This is a genomic window from Pseudoxanthomonas sp. CCNWLY206-1 (genome assembly GCF_039710385.1).
GTDB lineage: Bacteria > Pseudomonadota > Gammaproteobacteria > Xanthomonadales > Xanthomonadaceae > Pseudoxanthomonas_A.
This window is the reverse complement of the sequence record NZ_JBDKXI010000001.1, coordinates 742,425-760,608: the sequence shown is the minus strand read 5'-3', so window position 1 is coordinate 760,608 and position 18,184 is coordinate 742,425. Positions and strand designations below refer to the sequence as shown.

Below are 18,184 nucleotides of genomic sequence, written 5' to 3'. Positions count from 1 at the left end.
TGCGTTTGCTCCGTAGCAAAAATCCTATTCATGCCCGCCCGGCGGGTTCATTTGAGGAGGTTTCCGTGATCAAGAATGCATTGAGTGTTCTGGCCTTGGCCTGTCTTTTTTCCGCTACTGCGCAAGCCGCCCCCGCTTCGCGCCAGATCGGCGTCAACGTGCTGCTTAGCACTGATCCGTCACCCGCGGTACTGGCGCAGTTGGGCGCCCATGGCACCGTGCGCGACGTACTGGAGGAGATCGGCGCCGTTACGTTGCGGACCACGGAAAGCCAGCTGCCAGCGGTGCGGGCGCTTCCGTTCGTTCTGGCCGCCAATCCGGATGCCGAACGCACCGGCGGACCCGTGGATACCGTCAGTGCCACTCACTTCGCAAACGGCATCAGCACCTGGGACCAGGATGCTGTGGACGTGACCAATCTGGGGCAGGGGCGCACCATTTCCTACAACGGCAGCGGCGTCTACGTCGCGGTGCTCGATACCGGACTGCTTGATACGTGGCGTCGGTATTTTCCGCAGGAACGCATCGCCACGCAGTTCGCCAAGGCCTTCAATGGCGGTGGCGGTGAACAAGGCAACGTGTCAGACCCTACGAACAAATGGGAACACGACCAGAACTCGCACGGCACTCATGTGACCAGCTCGATCCTGGGCTACAGCCTCAATGGCGTGCCCATCAATGGCACCGCGCCGTTGGCCACCGTCATACCCGTCAAAGTGCTGAACCAGAACGGCTCCGGCTGGTCGTCGGTAGTCGCAGCCGGCATCGTGTATGTCGCCGACCTCAAGGCCAGCGGCGCGTTAGGCAATGCGCCGGTGGTGATCAACATGAGCCTGGGCGGATCGCAACTGGATGCCGTCGAGAAGGCCGCGATCGACTACGCAATCGGAGAGGGCGTCATCATCGTCGCCGCAGCCGGCAACGAAGGCGAGGCCGGCATGGGTTACCCCGGTGCGTATGAGCCGGTGATCTCAGCGGCCGCTTCAGGATGGAATGGACAGTGGAAACCGGGCGCCGACGGCAATCCCGGCAACTGGTGGAACGCCGACGACGTACCCAATCCTACTTCCGTTGCCGATTTCCACATCGCGGATTTTTCCAGTCGCGAGTTGGCGGGGCAGGACCTGGACGTGGTCGCGCCCGGCTCATGGATCGTAGGTCCTTATCAGACGCAGAGCGGCAAGACGTCGTATTTCTATCTCAGTGGCACGTCGATGTCGTCACCGCACGTTGCCGGCATCGCCGCGCTGATGCTGCAGAAAAACCCGACCCTGCTGCAGGCCGATGTCGAGGACATCCTGGAAACCGCGGCATTGCCCATGGGCGAAGGTTGCGCGCTGCTATCGCTGCCGGGCGGGGCGTCGGAAGAGGCGTGCTGGGACGAGAACGCGACTGGCGAGGGCATCATCACCGCCGCGAACGCGCTGACGTTGACGCCATAAGGCAGCGTCTGCGGTCATCGACGGATCGTACGAAGGCCGCCGGCTATTGCCGGCGGCTTTCCCGTGTCAAGCCGAGCTCGCGGCTGCCACATGGCCACGGAGCCATCGCTTTCGTAGGAGCGGCGTCCCGCCGCGAGCTCTTTCCGTCAGATCGCGATAGGAACGAAGATACTGCGCCGACATGGCGGTTCGATGTGTTCACGGAGCCGCCGTTTTGGTAGGAGCGGCGTCCCGCCGCGAGCTCTTTCTGTCAGGTCGCGATAGGAGCGAAGAGCTCGCGGCGGGACGCCGCTCCTACAAGGGCGGCGGTCAGGCAGGCTCCCAGTCAGAACCCGTAAGGACAGCACCTATAATCAAGCACCTTTGGTTACGGACAGGATCCGTCGGAGTGACGACAATGACCGGCAAGACGACCAAGAAGTCGGCAAAGGTGGCAAAGGTGGCAAAGAAGACTGCGACCAAACCTGCCGAAGCGAAGGCAACCAAACCGCGCAAGACGGCAGACAAGTCAGCCGCCCGCAAGTCCACGAAGGCGCCCGCCAAGGCAAAGAAAAAGCCATCGCCTGCTCGCGTGGCGTCGCCCAAGACTGCCGCAAGCAAGAGCAACGCCCCTGCGAAAACCGCGAAGAAGCCGGCGCTTCTTTCGGGCGGCAACCCGCAGATCCCAAAGGGCTACGGCGACGGCCCCGTAAAGGCCTACATCGCGGCGATGCCTGGGTGGAAAAGCAAAGCCGGGCGCCGCCTCGACGCGCTCATCGCACGCTCGGTCCCCAAGGTGCACAAGGCAGTCAAATGGAATTCGCCCTTCTATGGCACCGAGGATGATAGCTGGTTCCTCAGTTACCACTGCTTCGCCAAGTACATCAAGGTGGCTTTCTTCCGCGGCGCATCGCTGCATCCGGTCCCGCCGGTCAAGTCCAAGCATAAGGACGTGCGCTATCTCCACATTCATGAGGACGAGCCGCTCGATGAAGCCCGGTTCGCCGACTGGGTGAAGCAGGCCAGCGAATTGCCGGGTGAACGAATGTGAGCGGCGCGAGTGCGAGCCCGCGCGGGCGCGAACCGATGCGGGGCTGTGGATTTCGATGAGGGCACCCGATCCGCACAAGGAAACAGGTGCCGAAAGTAAGCAAGGGCCGGGACGTACAAGCCAGGACCCCGAGCTGCTGCGCCGCCTGCTACGCGCCAAGGACCGGATGGACGCCGCCTCGCACGAGGAATGGCCCGTCGGCCGGCTGGCGTCGGTAAGCTGTGTCTCCGAGGCCCACTTCGCCCGATCCTTCAAGGAAGCGTTCGGCGTTCCGCCCCATCGATACTTGCTCACGCGTCGGCTCGAACGGGCCAAGGCGCTGCTCCGCGACACGGAGTTGCCTATCCTGGAGATCGCACTGCAGACCGGTTGGAACAGCCTGGGAACATTCGGGCGCACCTTTCGCGACGTGATAGGCGAGAGCCCGGGCGAGCTGCGTGCGCGCGAGAAAGCCGCACGCCAGCAACTCAAGCAGGTGCCGGCGTGCTTTATCAGCGCTGCCTACCGGCCCGGCCTCACCACCGCAGTTTCGGAGAAGCGGCGGCAGGAGACGGATGCTACAAAAGAGCCCCAACAGAAGTAGGAGGTCTCATGAGTCAGGGTATTGGAGTGGTCGGGCTGTACGTCCGTGATCAGGATGAAGCCGTCGCGTTCTACGTCGACAAACTAGGATTCCGCATCCACACCGACGTGCGGAATGGCGATTACCGCTGGCTGACGGTGCATCACCCGGACCAGCCATCGTTTCAGCTCGGCTTGTTCAAGCCGCAGGCGCCGGTTCTTGACGCGTCGACCGCGCAGACCGTGAGTGAAATCGTAGCGAAGGGTGCCATGCCGCCGCTCGTGCTTAATGTCGATGACTGCCGCGGCGCCTACGAAACAATGCGCGCTCGTGGCGTAGAGTTCACACAGGCACCGGAAGAGCGCTACGGCAACGTGGACGCCAACTTCCGTGACCCGTCGGGAAACGGTTGGAAGATGATCGAGGCACGGCGGTGATGGCTCAGGGACGTTTTAAAAGGGGATCCCATTGAATATCTGGATTCGGCAGATACACCGTTGGCTGGCTGTCGCGTTTACTGCCGGCTTCATCGCCAATTTCTTCGTCATGGGACAGCAGCCATATCCCATCTGGGCAGGCATCGCGGCACTGCTTCCGCTGGTCTTGCTCCTGCTCACGGGGTGGTACTTGTTCGCCTTGCCCTACATCACCAAGTGGCGACGCGGCCGAACCAGCACACCGAAGTGAACGCGATGCGGGCCAAACATCAATTGCATACAGGAGCGACACCATGGCCGAACAACTATTAGATTCTCCGTCCAAGCTGATCGACCTGAAAATCGGAAAATTGACTGATTGGCGTGGTGAGACGCTCTCCCGTATCCGCGCGCTCATCAAGCAAGCCGATCCCGAAGTGATCGAAGAAGTGAAATGGATAAAGCCATCGAATCCGCTAGGGGTTCCGGTATGGGAGCACGCGGGAATCATCTGCACCGGCGAGACGTACAAGGACAAGGTGAAATTGACCTTCGCCAAGGGCGCTTCGCTGGACGATCCCTCCGGTCTCTTCAACTCAAGTCTCGATGGTGGTACCCGGCGCGCCATCGATATCCATGAGGGGGACAAGATCGATGAGAAAGCATTCAAGGCACTTATTCGCGCGGCCGTGGAGTTGAACACGTCTAAAGCGCGAAAGGCGCCGCAAAAAGCAACTAAATAGCTGATCGAAAATTGTTCAGTCCTTAGTTTCTCCGGTTCAGGCTGCGAAGCTGATTCCCGAGGCAGGCACCGGAACCGGTTGGCGTCGTTCATCCAGCCCGACAGCGGGACAGTCGAGATTCAGAGCACGGATCCGGGTGGTCATGAAATCGATGAACACCCGGATTCGCTTGGGTAGCTGCTGGCGACTGAGATAGCACAGATAATGTCCGCGATCATCAGGAGCAACGTGAGCGAGGCAGGCCACCAGGGTTCCGGCCCGCAACGCGGCGCAGACCTGATACGACGCCAATTGGGCGAGTCCCTGACTGTCGAGCACCGCCTGCAGCGCCAGAGAAGGGTCGTTGACGATGATGTCCCCATTGGGGGTGATGCTGCGTGCGAGACCGTCGACCTTGAAATCCCAGCTCCGCAAACGGCCGTTTGCCAGCCGCTGGTTGATGCAGGCATGTGCAGCCAAATCATCGATGGACTCCGGCAAGCCATTCCGGCGGGCATATTCGGGCGACGCGCAAACCAGCATCTGCATGGGGATCAGTTGCTTGGCGATGACTTGGCTGTCTTCCAGGCGACCATCGCGAAAAGCGACATCGATCCGGTCGGTTACCAGATCGATGGCGCGTTCCTCCAGAAGCAGTTCCAGCGACACCGCTGGAAATCGGGTCCGGAACTCGGTCAGTAGCGGCGCGACAACGCCGCGGCCGAATCCGTGGGGAGCGCTGATCTTCAATTCTCCTTGCGGCGGGCCTTCCCGCAGATCGCGCATTTCTTCCATGGCCTGCAGGATCCGCTCGACACCGGGCCGGCAGTTCTCATAGAACAATTCGCCTTCATGGGTGATCGTGGTACTTCGCGTCGTGCGTAGAAAAAGGCGCGCGCCGAGCTGGCCTTCCAGCTTCTGCACGCTCCGGCTGACCGCGGAACGGCCGATGCCCAGCCGGTCGGCGGCACGGGAGAAGCTGCCTTCGTTGGCCACCGCAATGAAAGCGACCACGCCTGCATAGCTGGCCGACAAGCTGGACGTCAGTCGATCGCGTTGATCAAGCAAGTCCTTGGGTGGCGAGATGATTGACATGGTGTCCTCGTATCGTCAGCGCGGTGCACAGAGGCTGCCAGCAACACCTGGCGTACGGCATCCCAGGGCAGGTCAGTCGTCAGCCCCCCGATCCGGGGTATTCGCCTGGAATTGAATGACGCGGCGGCCATGGCGCCGGGCATCGATCGAGAAAGCGCCGGCTCCCATTAGTACGATCGCCGCGCAGCCGCCGACATGGCCCGCAAAGAGCAGCTGCTGGACAGGAGCAGACATGATCAGGGCGACGACCACGGCCAAGCCGAGAAGCAGGGCGGCCGCTCGAGTCGCAAATCCGACTACCAGCAACAAGGCGATCAGCACCGCGGCCAGATGAAGAAAGTTTGCGCTTACAGGAATTGCCGATATCGTCGTCGCCACGCCAAATCCGACAAATGCGTAGCACGTGCGAATAACCAGTAAAGCGAACCCGACAGCGCCATCGGGATAGCGGTATGCGTATTTAATCATCCGCCGACGATATCGTCCGGTTGTCCATCCGCTAAGCCTCGATCGGGGGCTGTCGCGGAACCTCCATCGAGGGGTAGGATGTCCGACCTCGGGCGGCAAACTAGAGCGCGCCAGCACTTACGGTGCACGCCTCGCCGATCTGTGCGGTCGCGGGTAAGGAAAAAGGACCTATAGGCCGATATGCAGTGGAGGACGCCACCCTGCGTATCTGCAAACCAGACCCTCCCATAGGTACAGGCCGTACAGTGCGGACTTGTTGGCCAAAGCCAGGAAACGAGTGAAAGCGACGGTGCGGCTACTCAGAATCCTCCTGTTTGTCGTTGTGGCGGCTTTGCCGTTGCCCGCGTCCGCAGGGGAGCCCCGGCTCCTTGCGCAGTATTCGCACCAGCGCTGGATCGAGGGAAGCGAAGCTCCCGTACCGGTGGTGGCGGTGGCACAAGGGCAGGACGGCTTTCTCTGGCTCGCGACAGGCGAGGGGCTGTTCCGATTCGACGGGCTCCGATTCGAGCTGATCGAAGCCGAAGCCGGTGATCAGAAGCACGCGTTGCCGAGCGCGTTGTTGGTGACGAAGAGCGGTGATGTCTGGACCAACTTCGAAACGTCGCGTCGCTTCGCCGTCTATCGGCGTGGCGTGCTCCGAATCCTGGATGCGCCAGCCGCCCCGAGTCGGATCGTGGCCATGGCGGAAGGGGGTGATGGTGCAATATGGGCGTTGACGGCGAACTACGACGCTGAAGTGCTTCGCTTTCATAAGGGACATTGGAAAAAGTTCAACGCGGCGGACGGCCTGCCACAAAGCAATTCGACCAACATGCTTGTGTCGGCCGATGGTGCGGTCTGGATCGCATGCAGCACGGGCATCGCACGCTTGCAACCGGGCACGGCGCGGTTCGAAATCTACCGGCACACACCTCTCGGCAGGTTGTCGCAGGATCCGGCTGGCCGAATATGGCTCTCCGAGAAGCGGGGAAGCTATCCCATCACCGGACCTGGCGGACGCGGACCGGCCACTCCAATGCGGGAACCGTATCGCACTGGCAGCGTGCAGATTCGAGGTACGCCATTATTTGATCGAAAAGGAAATCTCTGGATAGCGACGCGCTATGACGGCATGCAGCGTCTGGCCGCGCCGAACGTGCCTTTCGAGGGTGCCGGCGTCGATGCGGAATCCTTCACCAGCCACGATGGCCTGTCGTCGGACGTGACGAACCAGTTGTTGGAGGACCGGGAAGGAAACATCTGGGTTGGTACCGAAGGGGGACTGGATAAATTCCGGCCCGCAACGTTGATCGCCGAAACAGCCCTCGCGTCCCCTGCCGTCTATGGCGACAAGCTTCTGGATGCATCGGATGGAAGCGTCTATATAGGTCAGGCGCGGACGATCTATCGTGTCAGGCCTGGTGGAGTGCCGGCGCCGTTCTTACGTACCGACACCGAACCACAGAGTCTGTGCGAAGCACCTAGTGGTGCCATCTGGGTGGGCACCCAAACGCATATCCTCGTTGCGGCAAACGCCGGCCTCCTTCAGATCATCGAGCGTCCGGACAGGACCGCCCATCACAACGTCATCTATGACTGCGCCTTCGATGCAAACGGCGACTACTGGATATCCGCCGCGGGAGGCGGCGTACACCGATACCGACACGGGCAATGGGAATCGGTCCTGGAGCCGGGTGATAAAGCCGATTTCTATCCGACGACGATGGCTCGGACGCCGCATGGGGGCGTGGTCGTCCAACAGGGGAACAGATTGGTTTGGCTTGAGGGTTCCCGGCGAGCGTCCACACCATTGGATTTTGGGGCCAGTGAACTCAAGGTGCTCACGCTCTACTCCACGGGAGACGATGTGTTTGCCGCTGGCGCCTTCGGGCTGTCCCGATTTCGCGCGGGACATGTGGAGACGGTATGGGCCGCTGAAGTGTCTCCAACCAGCCGTATCAACGGGATAGTGAGGACTCCGGAAGGCGACACCTGGCTAGCCTATCCAAAATCGCTGGTTCGGCTTCGCCCGCAGGAACTGGAGCGCGCGTTTGCCGACAAAGCATTCCCGGTGCCGGCGCTATCACTAGGTCTTGGCGATGGGCTGACGAGCCGCCCTCATTCACACTCACAACGGTCCATGGTGCGCGGCGGCGATGGACGATTGTGGATTGCGACCGAAACCGGGACGTTGTGGATGGATCCCGCGCGCATTGTCCGCAACGCACTGCCCCCAAGTCTTGCGATCAAATCGGTAAACGGCGATGGCCGCGTGTATCGTGATCCGGCGGCGTTAAAGCTTCCAGCCGCGGTGTCCAATATCGAGATAGATTTTGCTGTGCTGAGCTTTGCTGATCCTCGCCGCGTGCGTGCTCGCTACATGCTTGAAGGATTCGACCGGGATTGGGTTGATCCTGGTACCAGGCGGCAGGCGTTCTACACGAATCTTCCGCCCGGAAAGTACAGGTTCCGGGTAATCGCCGCCAATAATGATGGTGTGTGGAATCGGACCGGTGCAGCGCTCGATGTCGAGATTCCACCTACCTTCGTTCAATCCGTGTGGTTCCTTTTGCTGTGCTCCGTGCTGACGCTGGTGTTGCTGTGGTTCGTTTACCGGCTGCGCGTGACGCAGATCGCGAATCGCATCCGTAGCCGGCTCGAGGAGCGAATGAAAGAGCGTGAACGCATCGCACGCGAGCTTCACGACACGTTGCTGCAAGGTGTCCAGGGCTTGATTCTCCGTTTTCAGGCGGTCGCGGACCGGATCCCGGTAGAGGAGAAGTCACGGCAGCAACTCGATGCAGCATTGGCGACAGCAGACAATGTCGTCGCTGATGCGCGCGATCGGGTGCGAGACCTGCGCGGGATCGAAAGTACAAACGATCTTTGCGCGATCATCCAGCAGCTTGTCGCTACCGCGCCGTTCGATCCGCCTATTCCTGTTCGAATCGTGGTGGAGGGAAAGCAGCGCCCCTTGCATCCCCTGGTCGCCGCGGAGATCACCAGGATCGTGCGCGAGGCGCTGTTCAATATTGCCTATCATGCTCAAGCTCCATCCGCCGAGATCGCGATCGGTTTCGAAGCGCGGCACTTGGCCGTACGTGTGCGGGACTACGGCGTGGGAATACCGGAAAGTGTGCTGGCGCGTGGCCACAAGGAAGGTCATTTCGGCATGATCGGCATGCGCGAGCGGGCCGAGAGGATCGGCGGCGGCATTACCATCAACAGCAGCCTGGACGATGGCTCCGAAATTACACTGACCCTGCCGGCTGAGCTGGCGTTCGCGAAACAAAAGCCGCGCGGCCGACGTTGGCTGGCGCGCTTTCTGCGGAGGAATTCGACGAGTGAATGAGTCAAAGATCCGCGTTCTCGTCGTCGACGATCATCCCGTACTCCGCGATGGCGTTGCGGCGATTCTGGAGAACCAGACCGATATGACCATGGTCGGCGAGGCGCGTGACGGGAGTGAAGCCATCGAGCGTTTCCGTGCGTTGCGGCCTGATGTGACCCTCATGGACCTGCAGATGCCGGGCATGAATGGTGTTGATGCGATTGCCGCAATCCGTTCCGAGCACCCTGGTGCCAGGATCATCGTGCTCACCACTTATGCAGGGGATGTGCAGGCAGTTCGCGCGTTAAAGGCGGGCGCTGTCGGATATCTGTTGAAGAGTAGTCTGCGGACCGAACTGATCGACGCGATCCATAACGTTCATCGTGGCCAGCGCCACGTGCATCGAGACGTCGCGGACGAGATCGCGCTCCATGTGGTCGATGAGTCTTTGACCGAGCGAGAGGTCGCGGTCCTTCGCCTTGTTTCAATTGGAAAAGCGAACAAGCAGATCGGCTCAGAGCTTGGCCTTTCCGAAGAGACGGTAAAAGGGCACCTGAAAAGCATATTTGCAAAGTTGGATGTCGCGGACCGCACCCACGCTGTCACGGTCGCGGCCCGACGCGGCATCATCGAACTCTAATGCCTGCGGGCGGTGGAGATGCCGCTGCGGTGCAGCGACATCTCCATCGGGAGGCTCAGAGCGCAGGGGTGGCTTTCAGCTGCGGAGGAACGCGAGAAGATCGCGATTGATAACCCCGCCATGCGTCGTGCACATGCCGTGCGGGAACCCCTTGTAGACCTTCAAGGTGGCATTGCGTAGCAGCTTGGACGAGAGCATCGCCGAGTCGTCGATCGGCACGATCTGATCGTCGTCACCGTGCATCACCAGGGTTGGCACGTCGATACGCTTCAGGTCTTCGGTGAAATCCGTTTCCGAAAACGCTTCGATACAGTCGTACTGCGCTTTTGCGCCGCCGAGCATGGCCTGCCGCCACCAGTTCATCCGCAGGGGTTCGGACAACGGGTTACCGGGACGGTTGAAGCCATAGAAGGCAACCGGAAAGTCCCAGTAGAAACTCGCGCGGTTGGCGGCCAGGTTCTTGCGAAGACCATCGAATACGTCGCGCGGCAGACCGCCAGGGTTGGTGGCGGTCCTCAGCATCTGGGGCGGCACCGCGCCGATCAATACCAGCTTGGCCACGCGGCCGGCACCATGGCGGGCGACATAACGCGCTGCCTCGCCGCCGCCGGTGGAGTGACCCACGTGGATGGCATCACGCAGGTCAAGATGAGCAACCAGTGCCGCGACATCGGCGGCGTAGGTGTCCATGTTGTTGCCGGTCGCCGTCTGACTGGAGCGGCCATGGCCGCGTCGATCATGCGCGATGACGCGATAACCTTGTTCGAGGAAGAACAGCATCTGCGCATCCCAGTCGTCGCTGGATAATGGCCATCCGTGGTGGAACACGATGGGCTGACCGGAGCCCCAATCCTTGTAGAAGATATCGGTGCCGTCTTGAGTGGTGATCGATTGCATGTCGTGGTTCCTTGTGGATGGGGCGGGAGAGGAAGAGCCGCGGATCGCGGCCCGGGTGGCGGGTGGGGGAATGATGGCGGCCAACACCACCGCACTGAGGCTCGATACAAGCAACCGGCGACGGGTGGAGTCGATGGGGGAAGTGATTGTCGGTGCCTGCATGTCAGTTTCCGGTTGGGTCGACATGCGCACGATAGGAAGGCGGTCGGCTTCGCGGTAGGCCTGGATCAGGCCGCACGATGTTGATCTCGAAGCATCAATGCGCGAGTGGCGCGGTTATCCATGCATTGATTCCGAACGGGCAACATCGTGGGCACCATGCCGACTCTACCGGCGGGGACGAAGGAGGAAATACGCTGCCCGCATCCCACGCTGAAGGAGTGCCGCGATGACCCGCATCATCGATGAGAGATGCAGAGACATCTTGACGACCGCAGTGATGGGGTTTGCCGCGCGCGGTGTTACCGCAGCGGTTGGCCCGTTGCTGGCAACCACCGGTTCTGCAAAGGAAGCGGTCGCCCCTGACGAAGGACTGGGGCCACTGTTGCGAATCCGTGCCGAGCCGCTGGACGTGGGATATCACGAGCTCGGACCGCGAGGCGGCACCCCCGTACTCCTGCTGCACGGCTTTCCTTACGACGTGCACAGTTACCAGGACGTCGCCCCGATGCTCGCTGCGCAAGGCTGCCGGGTGGTAGTGCCTTATCTGCGTGGGCACCGGACCACCCGCTTCTTGGATTCATCTGAACCACGGTCGGGTCAGCAGGGGGCGATAGGCGCCGACGTGATCGCACTGATGGATGCATTGGATATTCCCAACGCAATACTCGCTGGATACGACTGGGGTGGCAGGGCAGCCTGCGTAGTGGCAGCGCTCTGGCCGGGCCGATGCCGTGGGCTGGTCTCGGTTAATGGTTATCTGATTCAGGACATCGCCGCGTCTGTAAGGCCAGCACCCGCCCACGTGGAATGGGGATTGTGGTATCAGCACTATTTCCAGAGTGAGCGCGGGCATCGGGGCCTTACCGAGAATCGGCGCGACATCGCACGCATCCTGTGGGAACGGAACTCGCCCACTTGGGCGTTCGACGAGGCGACCTTCGACCGCAGCGCGAGCGCGTTCGACAACCCGGATTTCGTCGACATCGTCATCCACTCCTATCGTCACCGGATGGGCACCGCCGAAGGCATCGCACGATACGCCGACATCGAGCGCCGCCTGGCAGCGCTACCGCAGATCGCCGTAGCGACGATCACACTGGACGGCGATGCCGATGGCGTCGTCGCAGCCACGGACGGTAGTGCCCAAGGCAAGTACTTCACCCGCCGTCTCGCACATCGCGTCGTACCAGGTGTGGGCCACAACCTACCCCAGGAGGCTCCGCGGGCGTTTGCCGAGGCAGTACTGGACCTGCTTGATGCGACCCACTGAGAGGAGCGTTGCCATGCGTTCTACCGACAAGCCGAAGATGAAACCGTCTCGGGATGTACATGCTTTATCTCCGCCGGCCCGCATAATCGCCGGTGTTTCTGTGGCGGATACGCCGCTGGTGCGCCGCGCTTATGACATCGCCCGCACACATCTGGATCCGTATCTCTTCAACCACGTGATGCGATCATGGCTGTTCGCGACGTTGATCGCGGAACAGAAGGGCGATCCCTACGACGCAGAAGTTTTGGCGGTGTCCACGCTATTGCATGACATCGGCCTGTCGGAGGCGTTTGCCGGTCCTCTCAGGTTCGAGGTGGAAGGAGCCAACGTTGCACGGGAGCTCGCCAGCGGCTTCGATGTCGATAAGCGGCGGGCTCAGTTGATATGGGACAGCATCGCGCTCAACTCCACCCCATCGATCTGCCTGTACAAAGAAGCCGAGGCCGCGCTGTGCGTGTTGGGCGTAGGGTTGGACTGGGGTGGGTGGGGTTATGAGCGCCTGCCGGCGCAGCAGATCGCGCGAATCCTGGAAGAGTTTCCCCGCCTGGCGATGAAGCAACGTTTCGCCCAAGCGATATGCGGCCTTTGCGAGCACCGGCCGGAGACCACCTACGACAATTTCGCGCGCGACTTTGGGACGCGCTATGTCCACGGCTACAAACCGCCGTCGATGGTCGACAGCCTATTGAATGCCCCGTTCGAGGAATAGCCGGTGGCGGTGTGGTTGTTTCTGTTTCACGTCATGGCCGATCGCGCTGGCTCTAGCAGACGCATGGCCATGTGAAGAAGGCATCTTCATCTTGCTCGGCGCCAGGAAGAAGCGGTGGCAGCGTGATGGTCGTGGATTCGGCTTTATCAGGTTGCTGGCACGCGAAAGGCGCCAGGCGGACAGATGGTCCGCCTGGCGCCATCGCAACTCGGCTCAGGGGACCGGAATCACCGCCGGCTTGCCGGCATCCTTCAGCAGCAGGACCAGGAACTTCGCCGGCTTGTCCTTGCTGGCGTTGCGCCCCACCGTGTGCACGTCGTCGGGACCTTCGTGGAAGCTCTGGCCAGGCGTCAAGGTGACTTCCTTGCCGCCGGCCACACCCATCACGATAGAACCCTCGAGCACGTAGATGAAACCGTGGGCATCATGGCGATGGATCGGGTCGACGCCGCCGGGAGGAAACTCGACGGTGATCATCAACGCTTCCTTACCGGGATAGTCGGGAAGCGCCTGGGTCATGACGTGAGTGACGACGGGGGGAGGGGCGTCGGCAGTGCCAGCATCATGAGCCGGACCCTGGGCCATGGCGGCGCCAGACCACATCAGGGCAAGCAGGCTGAGAGAACGGTGAATGTACATCGGTAACTCCTGTATCCGCCGCGGCAGATCGCGAGGTAAAAAAGCCGCCGGGCATTGGACGCCCGGCGGTCGATATCAGGAAAGCTTGGCCTTTTCCAGGCCGAACGGTTTGTCGTAGCTCCCCGGCACGGTGCGGAACCCGACATTGATGCGGTTCCACGCGTTTATCGCCATCACCACGAAGGTGAGGTCGGAGATTTCCTTCTCCGACAGCTGTGTGCGCACGCGATCATAGATGTCGTCGGGCACGCCCTGCGGCGGCAACTGGGTTAGCACTTCGGTCCATGCCAGAGCCGCGCGTTCGCGTGGGATGAAAAGTTGGGATTCGCGCCACGAAGCCAGGTGATGCAGGCGAAGCGGGCGTTCACCATGAATGGTGGCCTGCTTGATGTGCATGTCCAGACAGAACGCACAACCGTTTATTTGCGATGCGCGAATGGAGACGAGATCGCAGATGGATTCCTCGATCGCGGACTGCTTGGCCAGCAGATTGAATTCGACGAACTTCTTGAATAGCTCGGGGGACTGCTGCTGGTAATCGACACGTTGACTCATGATTGATTCCTTTTGGGTGGGGGAGGCCGCAGGACGCATGTCTCCGGTCCGCGGCCAATCTAGGCAGTGCCATGCCGTGTGAGTAGATCGCCGGAAGGACGCGCGGTGTTGCGCGCGGTGCACCAATGCATGCGCACCATCAAGGGCTGCTGTTACAGGCCCGCTCGGCTGCTACCTGTTGTGAGAGACGGGCGATTGGTGCGTAACAGGAAACACCGTGAATCCCGGTCAGTGGCTACTGCCTCCGGTGCTGCGCTCCTAGGATCATCTCCGCAATCGCCGGTCTTTCGCTTTCCAGGAAGGCCGGTTCCCCCGCTAGCAAATGAAGAGGTGGAACATGAAAGTTGTAGTCATCGGTGGTACCGGTTTGATCGGAAGCAAAGTGGTTTCGCGCTTGCGCGACCAAGGACATGAGGTGGTCGTGGCGGCCCCCTCGACCGGGATCGACATTCTTACCGGCGAAGGGCTCGATGCCGCCATGGCGGGTACGGGCACCGTCGTGGATCTCTCCAATTCACCCTCTTTCGAGGACGCGGCCGTGATGGAATTCTTCCAGACCGCCGGCCGTAACTTGCTTGACGCGGAAGCCAAGGCAAACGTGGGTCACCACGTGGCGTTGTCCGTGGTCGGAACCCAGAAGCTGGCCGAAAGTGGCTACTTCCGGGCCAAGATCGTGCAGGAAGAGTTGATCCGGAACGCCGGCATCCCGTACACCATCATCCATTCGACCCAGTTCTTCGAATTCCTGCCCGGCATCATCAAGTCGGCCACGGATGGCGATACCGTGCGCCTGGCCCCAGCGCTGGTGCAGCCGATCGCGTCCGAAGACGTGGCCGACGCAGTCGCGCGTATTGCGGTGCAAGCGCCTGCCAACGACACCGTCGAGATATCAGGACCGGAACGCGAGCCGTTGTCCGATCTGGCGCAGCGCTTCATGAGCATCACCCAGGATCCCCGCAAAGTGATCAGCGATGTGCATGCACGCTACTTCGGTGCCGAACTCAAGACCAACACGCTGGTTCCCGAAGGGAAAGCGTGGCAGGGCGCAGTGAACTTCGAACGCTGGATGGAACAGTCCGAGTTCGCCCGCTCCGCACCGCGCGCATAGCACCGCGGCGCCCGGCTGCTGAGGACGTGTCCTGGCAACTGCATTACCGCGCCTGTGCCGAACAGAACAACCAGATGAGGACACCACGCGCCCATGACTCCGCTGCAGCCGCCACCGACAAGCATGCTGGACAAGTACCACGGCAAAGAAACCCAAGAGCTCTACACCGGACGCGTGCGCGTGACGGGTGGCGAGGCCGCGCATGGACGCGCCTCGGGTGTCGTGAAGTCGGATGACGACGCGCTCGAAGTGAATCTGCGTCTACCGACCGAGCTCGGTGGGCCGGGCGGTGGTAGCAACCCTGAGCAGCTGCTTGCGGCTGGCTACGCCGCCTGCTTCCACGGCGCCCTGACGCTGCTGGCATGCCGTTCCGGTGTTGAGCTCAAGAACTTGGTCGTGGAGGCCGCAGTGACGTTCGCACGCGACCCGATAGATGGATTATTCCTGCTGTCAGCCGAGATTCGCGTAGATCTTCCGAGCTTGGACCGGGCGTTGGCTGCGGAGCTGGTACGTAACACAGAGCGCATCTGTCCCTACGCGAAGATGTTCCGCCATGGCATCGACCACGTCGTGGCGGTCGCATCCGAGCCCTCATCGCTGACGGCTGGCGACAAAGATCCAACCTAACCACTGCGTGCGGTGAGGCAATCCGATATGGCCCTGAAGATAGTTCGCATACGTCCCCGTAACCGGTTGCTCGCGTGGGCCGAGGATCGGCTGCCGCTGGTCTCATTCATTGCCGCACACACCAGCCGGTACTACGCGCCGAAGAACTTCAACGTCTGGTACTACTTCGGTGTGCTCGCGCTGGTGACGCTGGTCAATCAGCTGGTGACGGGCATCTTCCTGGCGATGCATTTCAAACCATCGTCGGCGGATGCCTTCGCTTCCGTCGAGTACATCATGCGCGACGTCGAATGGGGTTGGCTGATCCGCTACATGCACTCTACCGGTGCCTCGCTATTCTTCGTGGTGATCTACGGTCACATGTTGCGTGGGATGCTTTACGGATCGTACAAGCGGCCACGCGAGCTGGTGTGGATACTCGGCATGTCGATCTACGTCGTTCTGATGGCCGAGGCCTTCATGGGTTACGTGCTGCCATGGGGGCAGATGTCATTCTGGGGCGCGAAGGTGATCATTTCGTTGTTTGGTGCGATACCGGTGGTCGGTGACAGCCTGTCGCACTGGATCATGGGTGACTACGTACCCGGGGACGCCACGCTCAATCGGTTCTTCGCGCTGCATGTGGTGGCGCTTCCCATAGTGTTGCTGTTGCTGGTGACCGTACACATCCTGGCGCTGCATGAGGTCGGTTCGAACAACCCGGACGGCATCGAGATCCACGACAAGACAGGACGTGACGGCAAGCCGCTGGATGGCATTCCTTTCCATCCGTACTACACGGCCGAAGATTTTCTCAGTACCGTCGTGTTCCTGTTGATAGCTGCATTCCTGATCTTCTTCGCGCCGACCGTGGGTGGACTGTTCCTGGAATACGACAACTTCGTCGAAGCCAACCCGCTGGTCACCCCGGAGCACATCAAGCCCGTTTGGTACTTCACGCCTTTCTACGCAATGTTGCGTGTGGTGCCGGACAAGGTCTTCGGCGTGCTGGTGATGTTTCTGGCCATCCTTGCCTTGTTCCTGCTTCCCTGGCTCGATCGCGGCAGGGTGAAATCGATCCGCTATCGCGGCCGTGGATACCGGATTGCGCTAGGTGTATTCGCCGCATCGTTCGTGCTGCTGGGTGCCGTAGGCATTGGCGCGGTCGCGGACCTGCTGCCCCGGCTGCTGGGTAGCGGTATCGACGTCAACCTGGTGGAGAACTGGATAGGGCGGGCGCTATTGGTCGGCTATTTCGGGTTCTTCGTGTTCCTATGGATGTACACCGGATTTGGTATCGAGCGGACGAGACCCGTGCCGGAGCGAGTGACCTGAGGACTGCTTTTCCAGGCCTCATCCATCAATCCGCGTCTTCGTACGGGAATCCGCGATTCTGTAGGAGCGGCGTCTCGCCGCGAGCTCTTCGCCTCAGATTGCGATAGAAGCGAAGAGCTCGCGGCGAGACGCCGCTCCTACAGAGCCAGGTGTTTTCCAGCATGCACGGAATCCGTGATGAAGGCGCGGCGAATTGTTGCGTGGTGAACAACATGCTGCGTCCCTCGCCAAGGCTTCCGCCGCCATGAGCGCGGACCTAACCTGTACTCAACGAGCAGCATCCGCACATCTTCACGCCAACAGCCATCGCGAGAAGCGATGCGGAACTGAAAAGCGCAAATGCTTCTTGTCCGCCGTAACGAAGAAGACGGATGTCAGGTCGTCGAGGAGGCTGTAACGGGCGTGCACTTTCCATCCGTTCGTGCACGGGACAACCCACGTCGGCGCGGTGTCCCCGCGGAAGTCCGATCAGCAACACGGCGAAACGGCGGACAAGAAGCACCCCACGCATTCACATCTTAAATAGTCCCAATAACTATCACTGGAACAGACCCCATGAGGCTCTACTACTTTCCTGGCGCGTGCTCACTGGCGGACCACATCGTGCTGCAGTGGACCGGCATTGTTCATGAAGCCGTGCGCATGAGCTCGGAGACGATCAAGTCGGACGACTATCTGCGGATGAATCCAAACGGTACCGTACCCATGCTTCTGCATGACGACTTCGTATTGACGGAGAACGTCGCGATCCTGGGTTACATCGCCGAACAACGCCCGGAAGCAGCACTGTTGGGCGACGGCAGCGCGAAGGGACGTGCGGATGTAATGCGCTGGCTTGCCTACCTCAACTCCGACGTCCATATGGCGTTCAAGCCCATCTTCACGCCATCGCGCTTCCTGCCCGATGAAGCGCACGCGGATGCTTTGCGCGAACAGGCGCGAATTCAGGTGAGTGTTCATCTACAGCGTCTGGACAAGCAACTGGAGGGAAAGGACTGGCTGGTCGGAACCCGATCAATCGCGGACCCCTATCTGTTCGTCATATTGCGCTGGGCCATCCGGAAGAACATTCCGTTGGGTGATTTCGACAATCTACTGCGCTTTCTTGAACGAATGTTCGAGGATGAAGGCGTGTTTGCGGCGATCGCCAGCGAAGAGGATGAACTCGAGCAGTCATCGGCTCCGAGGCTAGGAAGCTAGCGATTCCTGAAGATGTCC

At 60.9% G+C, this 18,184-nt stretch carries 18 protein-coding genes and 1 pseudogene; 14 read left to right on the top strand and 5 right to left on the bottom strand.

Going from position 1 to position 18,184, the window contains the following annotated elements; all coding sequences use genetic code 11:
- Positions 1 to 65 precede the first annotated feature (65 nt).
- The 6 genes from AADW18_RS03185 to AADW18_RS03160 all read left to right on the top strand — a co-directional run bounded on the left by AADW18_RS03185 (position 66) and on the right by AADW18_RS03160 (position 4,193).
- Positions 66 to 1,442 (top strand): S8 family serine peptidase, encoded by a 1,377-nt coding sequence (locus tag AADW18_RS03185; RefSeq protein WP_337341891.1) that lies wholly within the window; start codon positions 66 to 68, stop codon positions 1,440 to 1,442.
- A gap of 397 nt (positions 1,443 to 1,839) precedes the next feature.
- Positions 1,840 to 2,472 carry a DUF1801 domain-containing protein gene (locus tag AADW18_RS03180; protein ID WP_337341890.1) on the top strand — a complete coding sequence of 211 codons (633 nt, stop codon included), beginning with the start codon at positions 1,840 to 1,842 and terminating at the stop codon, positions 2,470 to 2,472.
- Between the two features lie 166 nt (positions 2,473 to 2,638).
- On the top strand, positions 2,639 to 3,055 hold the full coding sequence (locus AADW18_RS03175) for a helix-turn-helix transcriptional regulator (RefSeq protein WP_337342112.1): 417 nt from the start codon (positions 2,639 to 2,641) through the stop codon (positions 3,053 to 3,055).
- An 8-nt stretch (positions 3,056 to 3,063) separates the two neighbouring features.
- Positions 3,064 to 3,471: a VOC family protein gene (locus tag AADW18_RS03170; protein ID WP_337341889.1), complete on the top strand. Its 408-nt coding sequence runs from the start codon at positions 3,064 to 3,066 to the stop codon at positions 3,469 to 3,471.
- Positions 3,472 to 3,502: 31 nt separating this feature from the next.
- Positions 3,503 to 3,721 (top strand): hypothetical protein, encoded by a 219-nt coding sequence (locus tag AADW18_RS03165; RefSeq protein ID WP_337341888.1) that lies wholly within the window; start codon positions 3,503 to 3,505, stop codon positions 3,719 to 3,721.
- Positions 3,722 to 3,764: 43 nt separating this feature from the next.
- Positions 3,765 to 4,193 (top strand): DUF1801 domain-containing protein, encoded by a 429-nt coding sequence (locus AADW18_RS03160; RefSeq protein ID WP_337341887.1) that lies wholly within the window; start codon positions 3,765 to 3,767, stop codon positions 4,191 to 4,193.
- Between the two features lie 36 nt (positions 4,194 to 4,229).
- Here the strand turns inward: AADW18_RS03160 and AADW18_RS03155 are convergent, their stop codons facing one another.
- Positions 4,230 to 5,267, bottom strand: a complete 1,038-nt coding sequence (locus AADW18_RS03155; RefSeq protein ID WP_337341886.1) for a LysR family transcriptional regulator — start codon at positions 5,265 to 5,267, stop codon at positions 4,230 to 4,232.
- Positions 5,268 to 5,339: 72 nt separating this feature from the next.
- Positions 5,340 to 5,735, bottom strand: coding sequence for a hypothetical protein (locus AADW18_RS03150; protein WP_337341885.1), 396 nt, complete (start codon positions 5,733 to 5,735; stop codon positions 5,340 to 5,342).
- A gap of 277 nt (positions 5,736 to 6,012) precedes the next feature.
- Here AADW18_RS03150 and AADW18_RS03145 point away from each other — a divergent pair, with 277 nt between their 5' ends.
- Together AADW18_RS03145 and AADW18_RS03140 are read left to right on the top strand one after the other, a co-directional pair.
- Positions 6,013 to 9,066 (top strand): two-component regulator propeller domain-containing protein, encoded by a 3,054-nt coding sequence (locus tag AADW18_RS03145; protein WP_337341884.1) that lies wholly within the window; start codon positions 6,013 to 6,015, stop codon positions 9,064 to 9,066.
- The gene (locus AADW18_RS03140) at positions 9,059 to 9,685 is read left to right on the top strand and encodes a response regulator transcription factor (protein ID WP_337341883.1); all 627 of its coding nucleotides are present in this window, start codon (positions 9,059 to 9,061) and stop codon (positions 9,683 to 9,685) included. The genes AADW18_RS03145 and AADW18_RS03140 overlap by 8 nt, the downstream gene beginning before the upstream one ends.
- 75 nt (positions 9,686 to 9,760) lie before the next feature.
- Here the strand turns inward: AADW18_RS03140 and AADW18_RS03135 are convergent, their stop codons facing one another.
- A complete protein-coding gene (locus tag AADW18_RS03135; protein ID WP_337342111.1) occupies positions 9,761 to 10,582 on the bottom strand; it encodes an alpha/beta hydrolase in 822 nt (273 codons plus the stop codon).
- Positions 10,583 to 10,970: 388 nt separating this feature from the next.
- On the opposite strand from AADW18_RS03135, the gene AADW18_RS03130 reads away from it, so the two are divergent.
- A complete protein-coding gene (locus AADW18_RS03130) occupies positions 10,971 to 12,014 on the top strand; it encodes an alpha/beta hydrolase (protein WP_337341882.1) in 1,044 nt (347 codons plus the stop codon).
- Between the two features lie 13 nt (positions 12,015 to 12,027).
- Positions 12,028 to 12,723, top strand: coding sequence for an HD domain-containing protein (locus tag AADW18_RS03125; RefSeq protein WP_337341881.1), 696 nt, complete (start codon positions 12,028 to 12,030; stop codon positions 12,721 to 12,723).
- Between the two features lie 213 nt (positions 12,724 to 12,936).
- On the opposite strand, the gene AADW18_RS03120 is transcribed toward AADW18_RS03125, so the two are convergent.
- Together AADW18_RS03120 and AADW18_RS03115 are read right to left on the bottom strand one after the other, a co-directional pair.
- Positions 12,937 to 13,362 carry a cupin domain-containing protein gene (locus tag AADW18_RS03120; protein WP_337341880.1) on the bottom strand — a complete coding sequence of 142 codons (426 nt, stop codon included), beginning with the start codon at positions 13,360 to 13,362 and terminating at the stop codon, positions 12,937 to 12,939.
- 75 nt (positions 13,363 to 13,437) lie between these two features.
- A complete protein-coding gene (locus AADW18_RS03115; RefSeq protein ID WP_337341879.1) occupies positions 13,438 to 13,917 on the bottom strand; it encodes a carboxymuconolactone decarboxylase family protein in 480 nt (159 codons plus the stop codon).
- A gap of 337 nt (positions 13,918 to 14,254) precedes the next feature.
- On the opposite strand from AADW18_RS03115, the gene AADW18_RS03110 reads away from it, so the two are divergent.
- The 4 genes and pseudogenes from AADW18_RS03110 (at position 14,255) to AADW18_RS03095 (ending at position 18,166) form a co-directional block, all read left to right on the top strand.
- Positions 14,255 to 15,025 carry an SDR family oxidoreductase gene (locus AADW18_RS03110; protein ID WP_337341878.1) on the top strand — a complete coding sequence of 257 codons (771 nt, stop codon included), beginning with the start codon at positions 14,255 to 14,257 and terminating at the stop codon, positions 15,023 to 15,025.
- Positions 15,026 to 15,118: 93 nt separating this feature from the next.
- Positions 15,119 to 15,652, top strand: a complete 534-nt coding sequence (locus AADW18_RS03105) for an Ohr family peroxiredoxin (protein ID WP_337341877.1) — start codon at positions 15,119 to 15,121, stop codon at positions 15,650 to 15,652.
- 129 nt (positions 15,653 to 15,781) lie between these two features.
- Positions 15,782 to 16,966, top strand: a pseudogene (locus AADW18_RS03100) (cytochrome b N-terminal domain-containing protein); the annotation flags it as partial.
- A gap of 555 nt (positions 16,967 to 17,521) precedes the next feature.
- On the top strand, positions 17,522 to 18,166 hold the full coding sequence (locus tag AADW18_RS03095; RefSeq protein ID WP_337341876.1) for a glutathione S-transferase N-terminal domain-containing protein: 645 nt from the start codon (positions 17,522 to 17,524) through the stop codon (positions 18,164 to 18,166).
- Positions 18,167 to 18,184 lie beyond the last annotated feature (18 nt).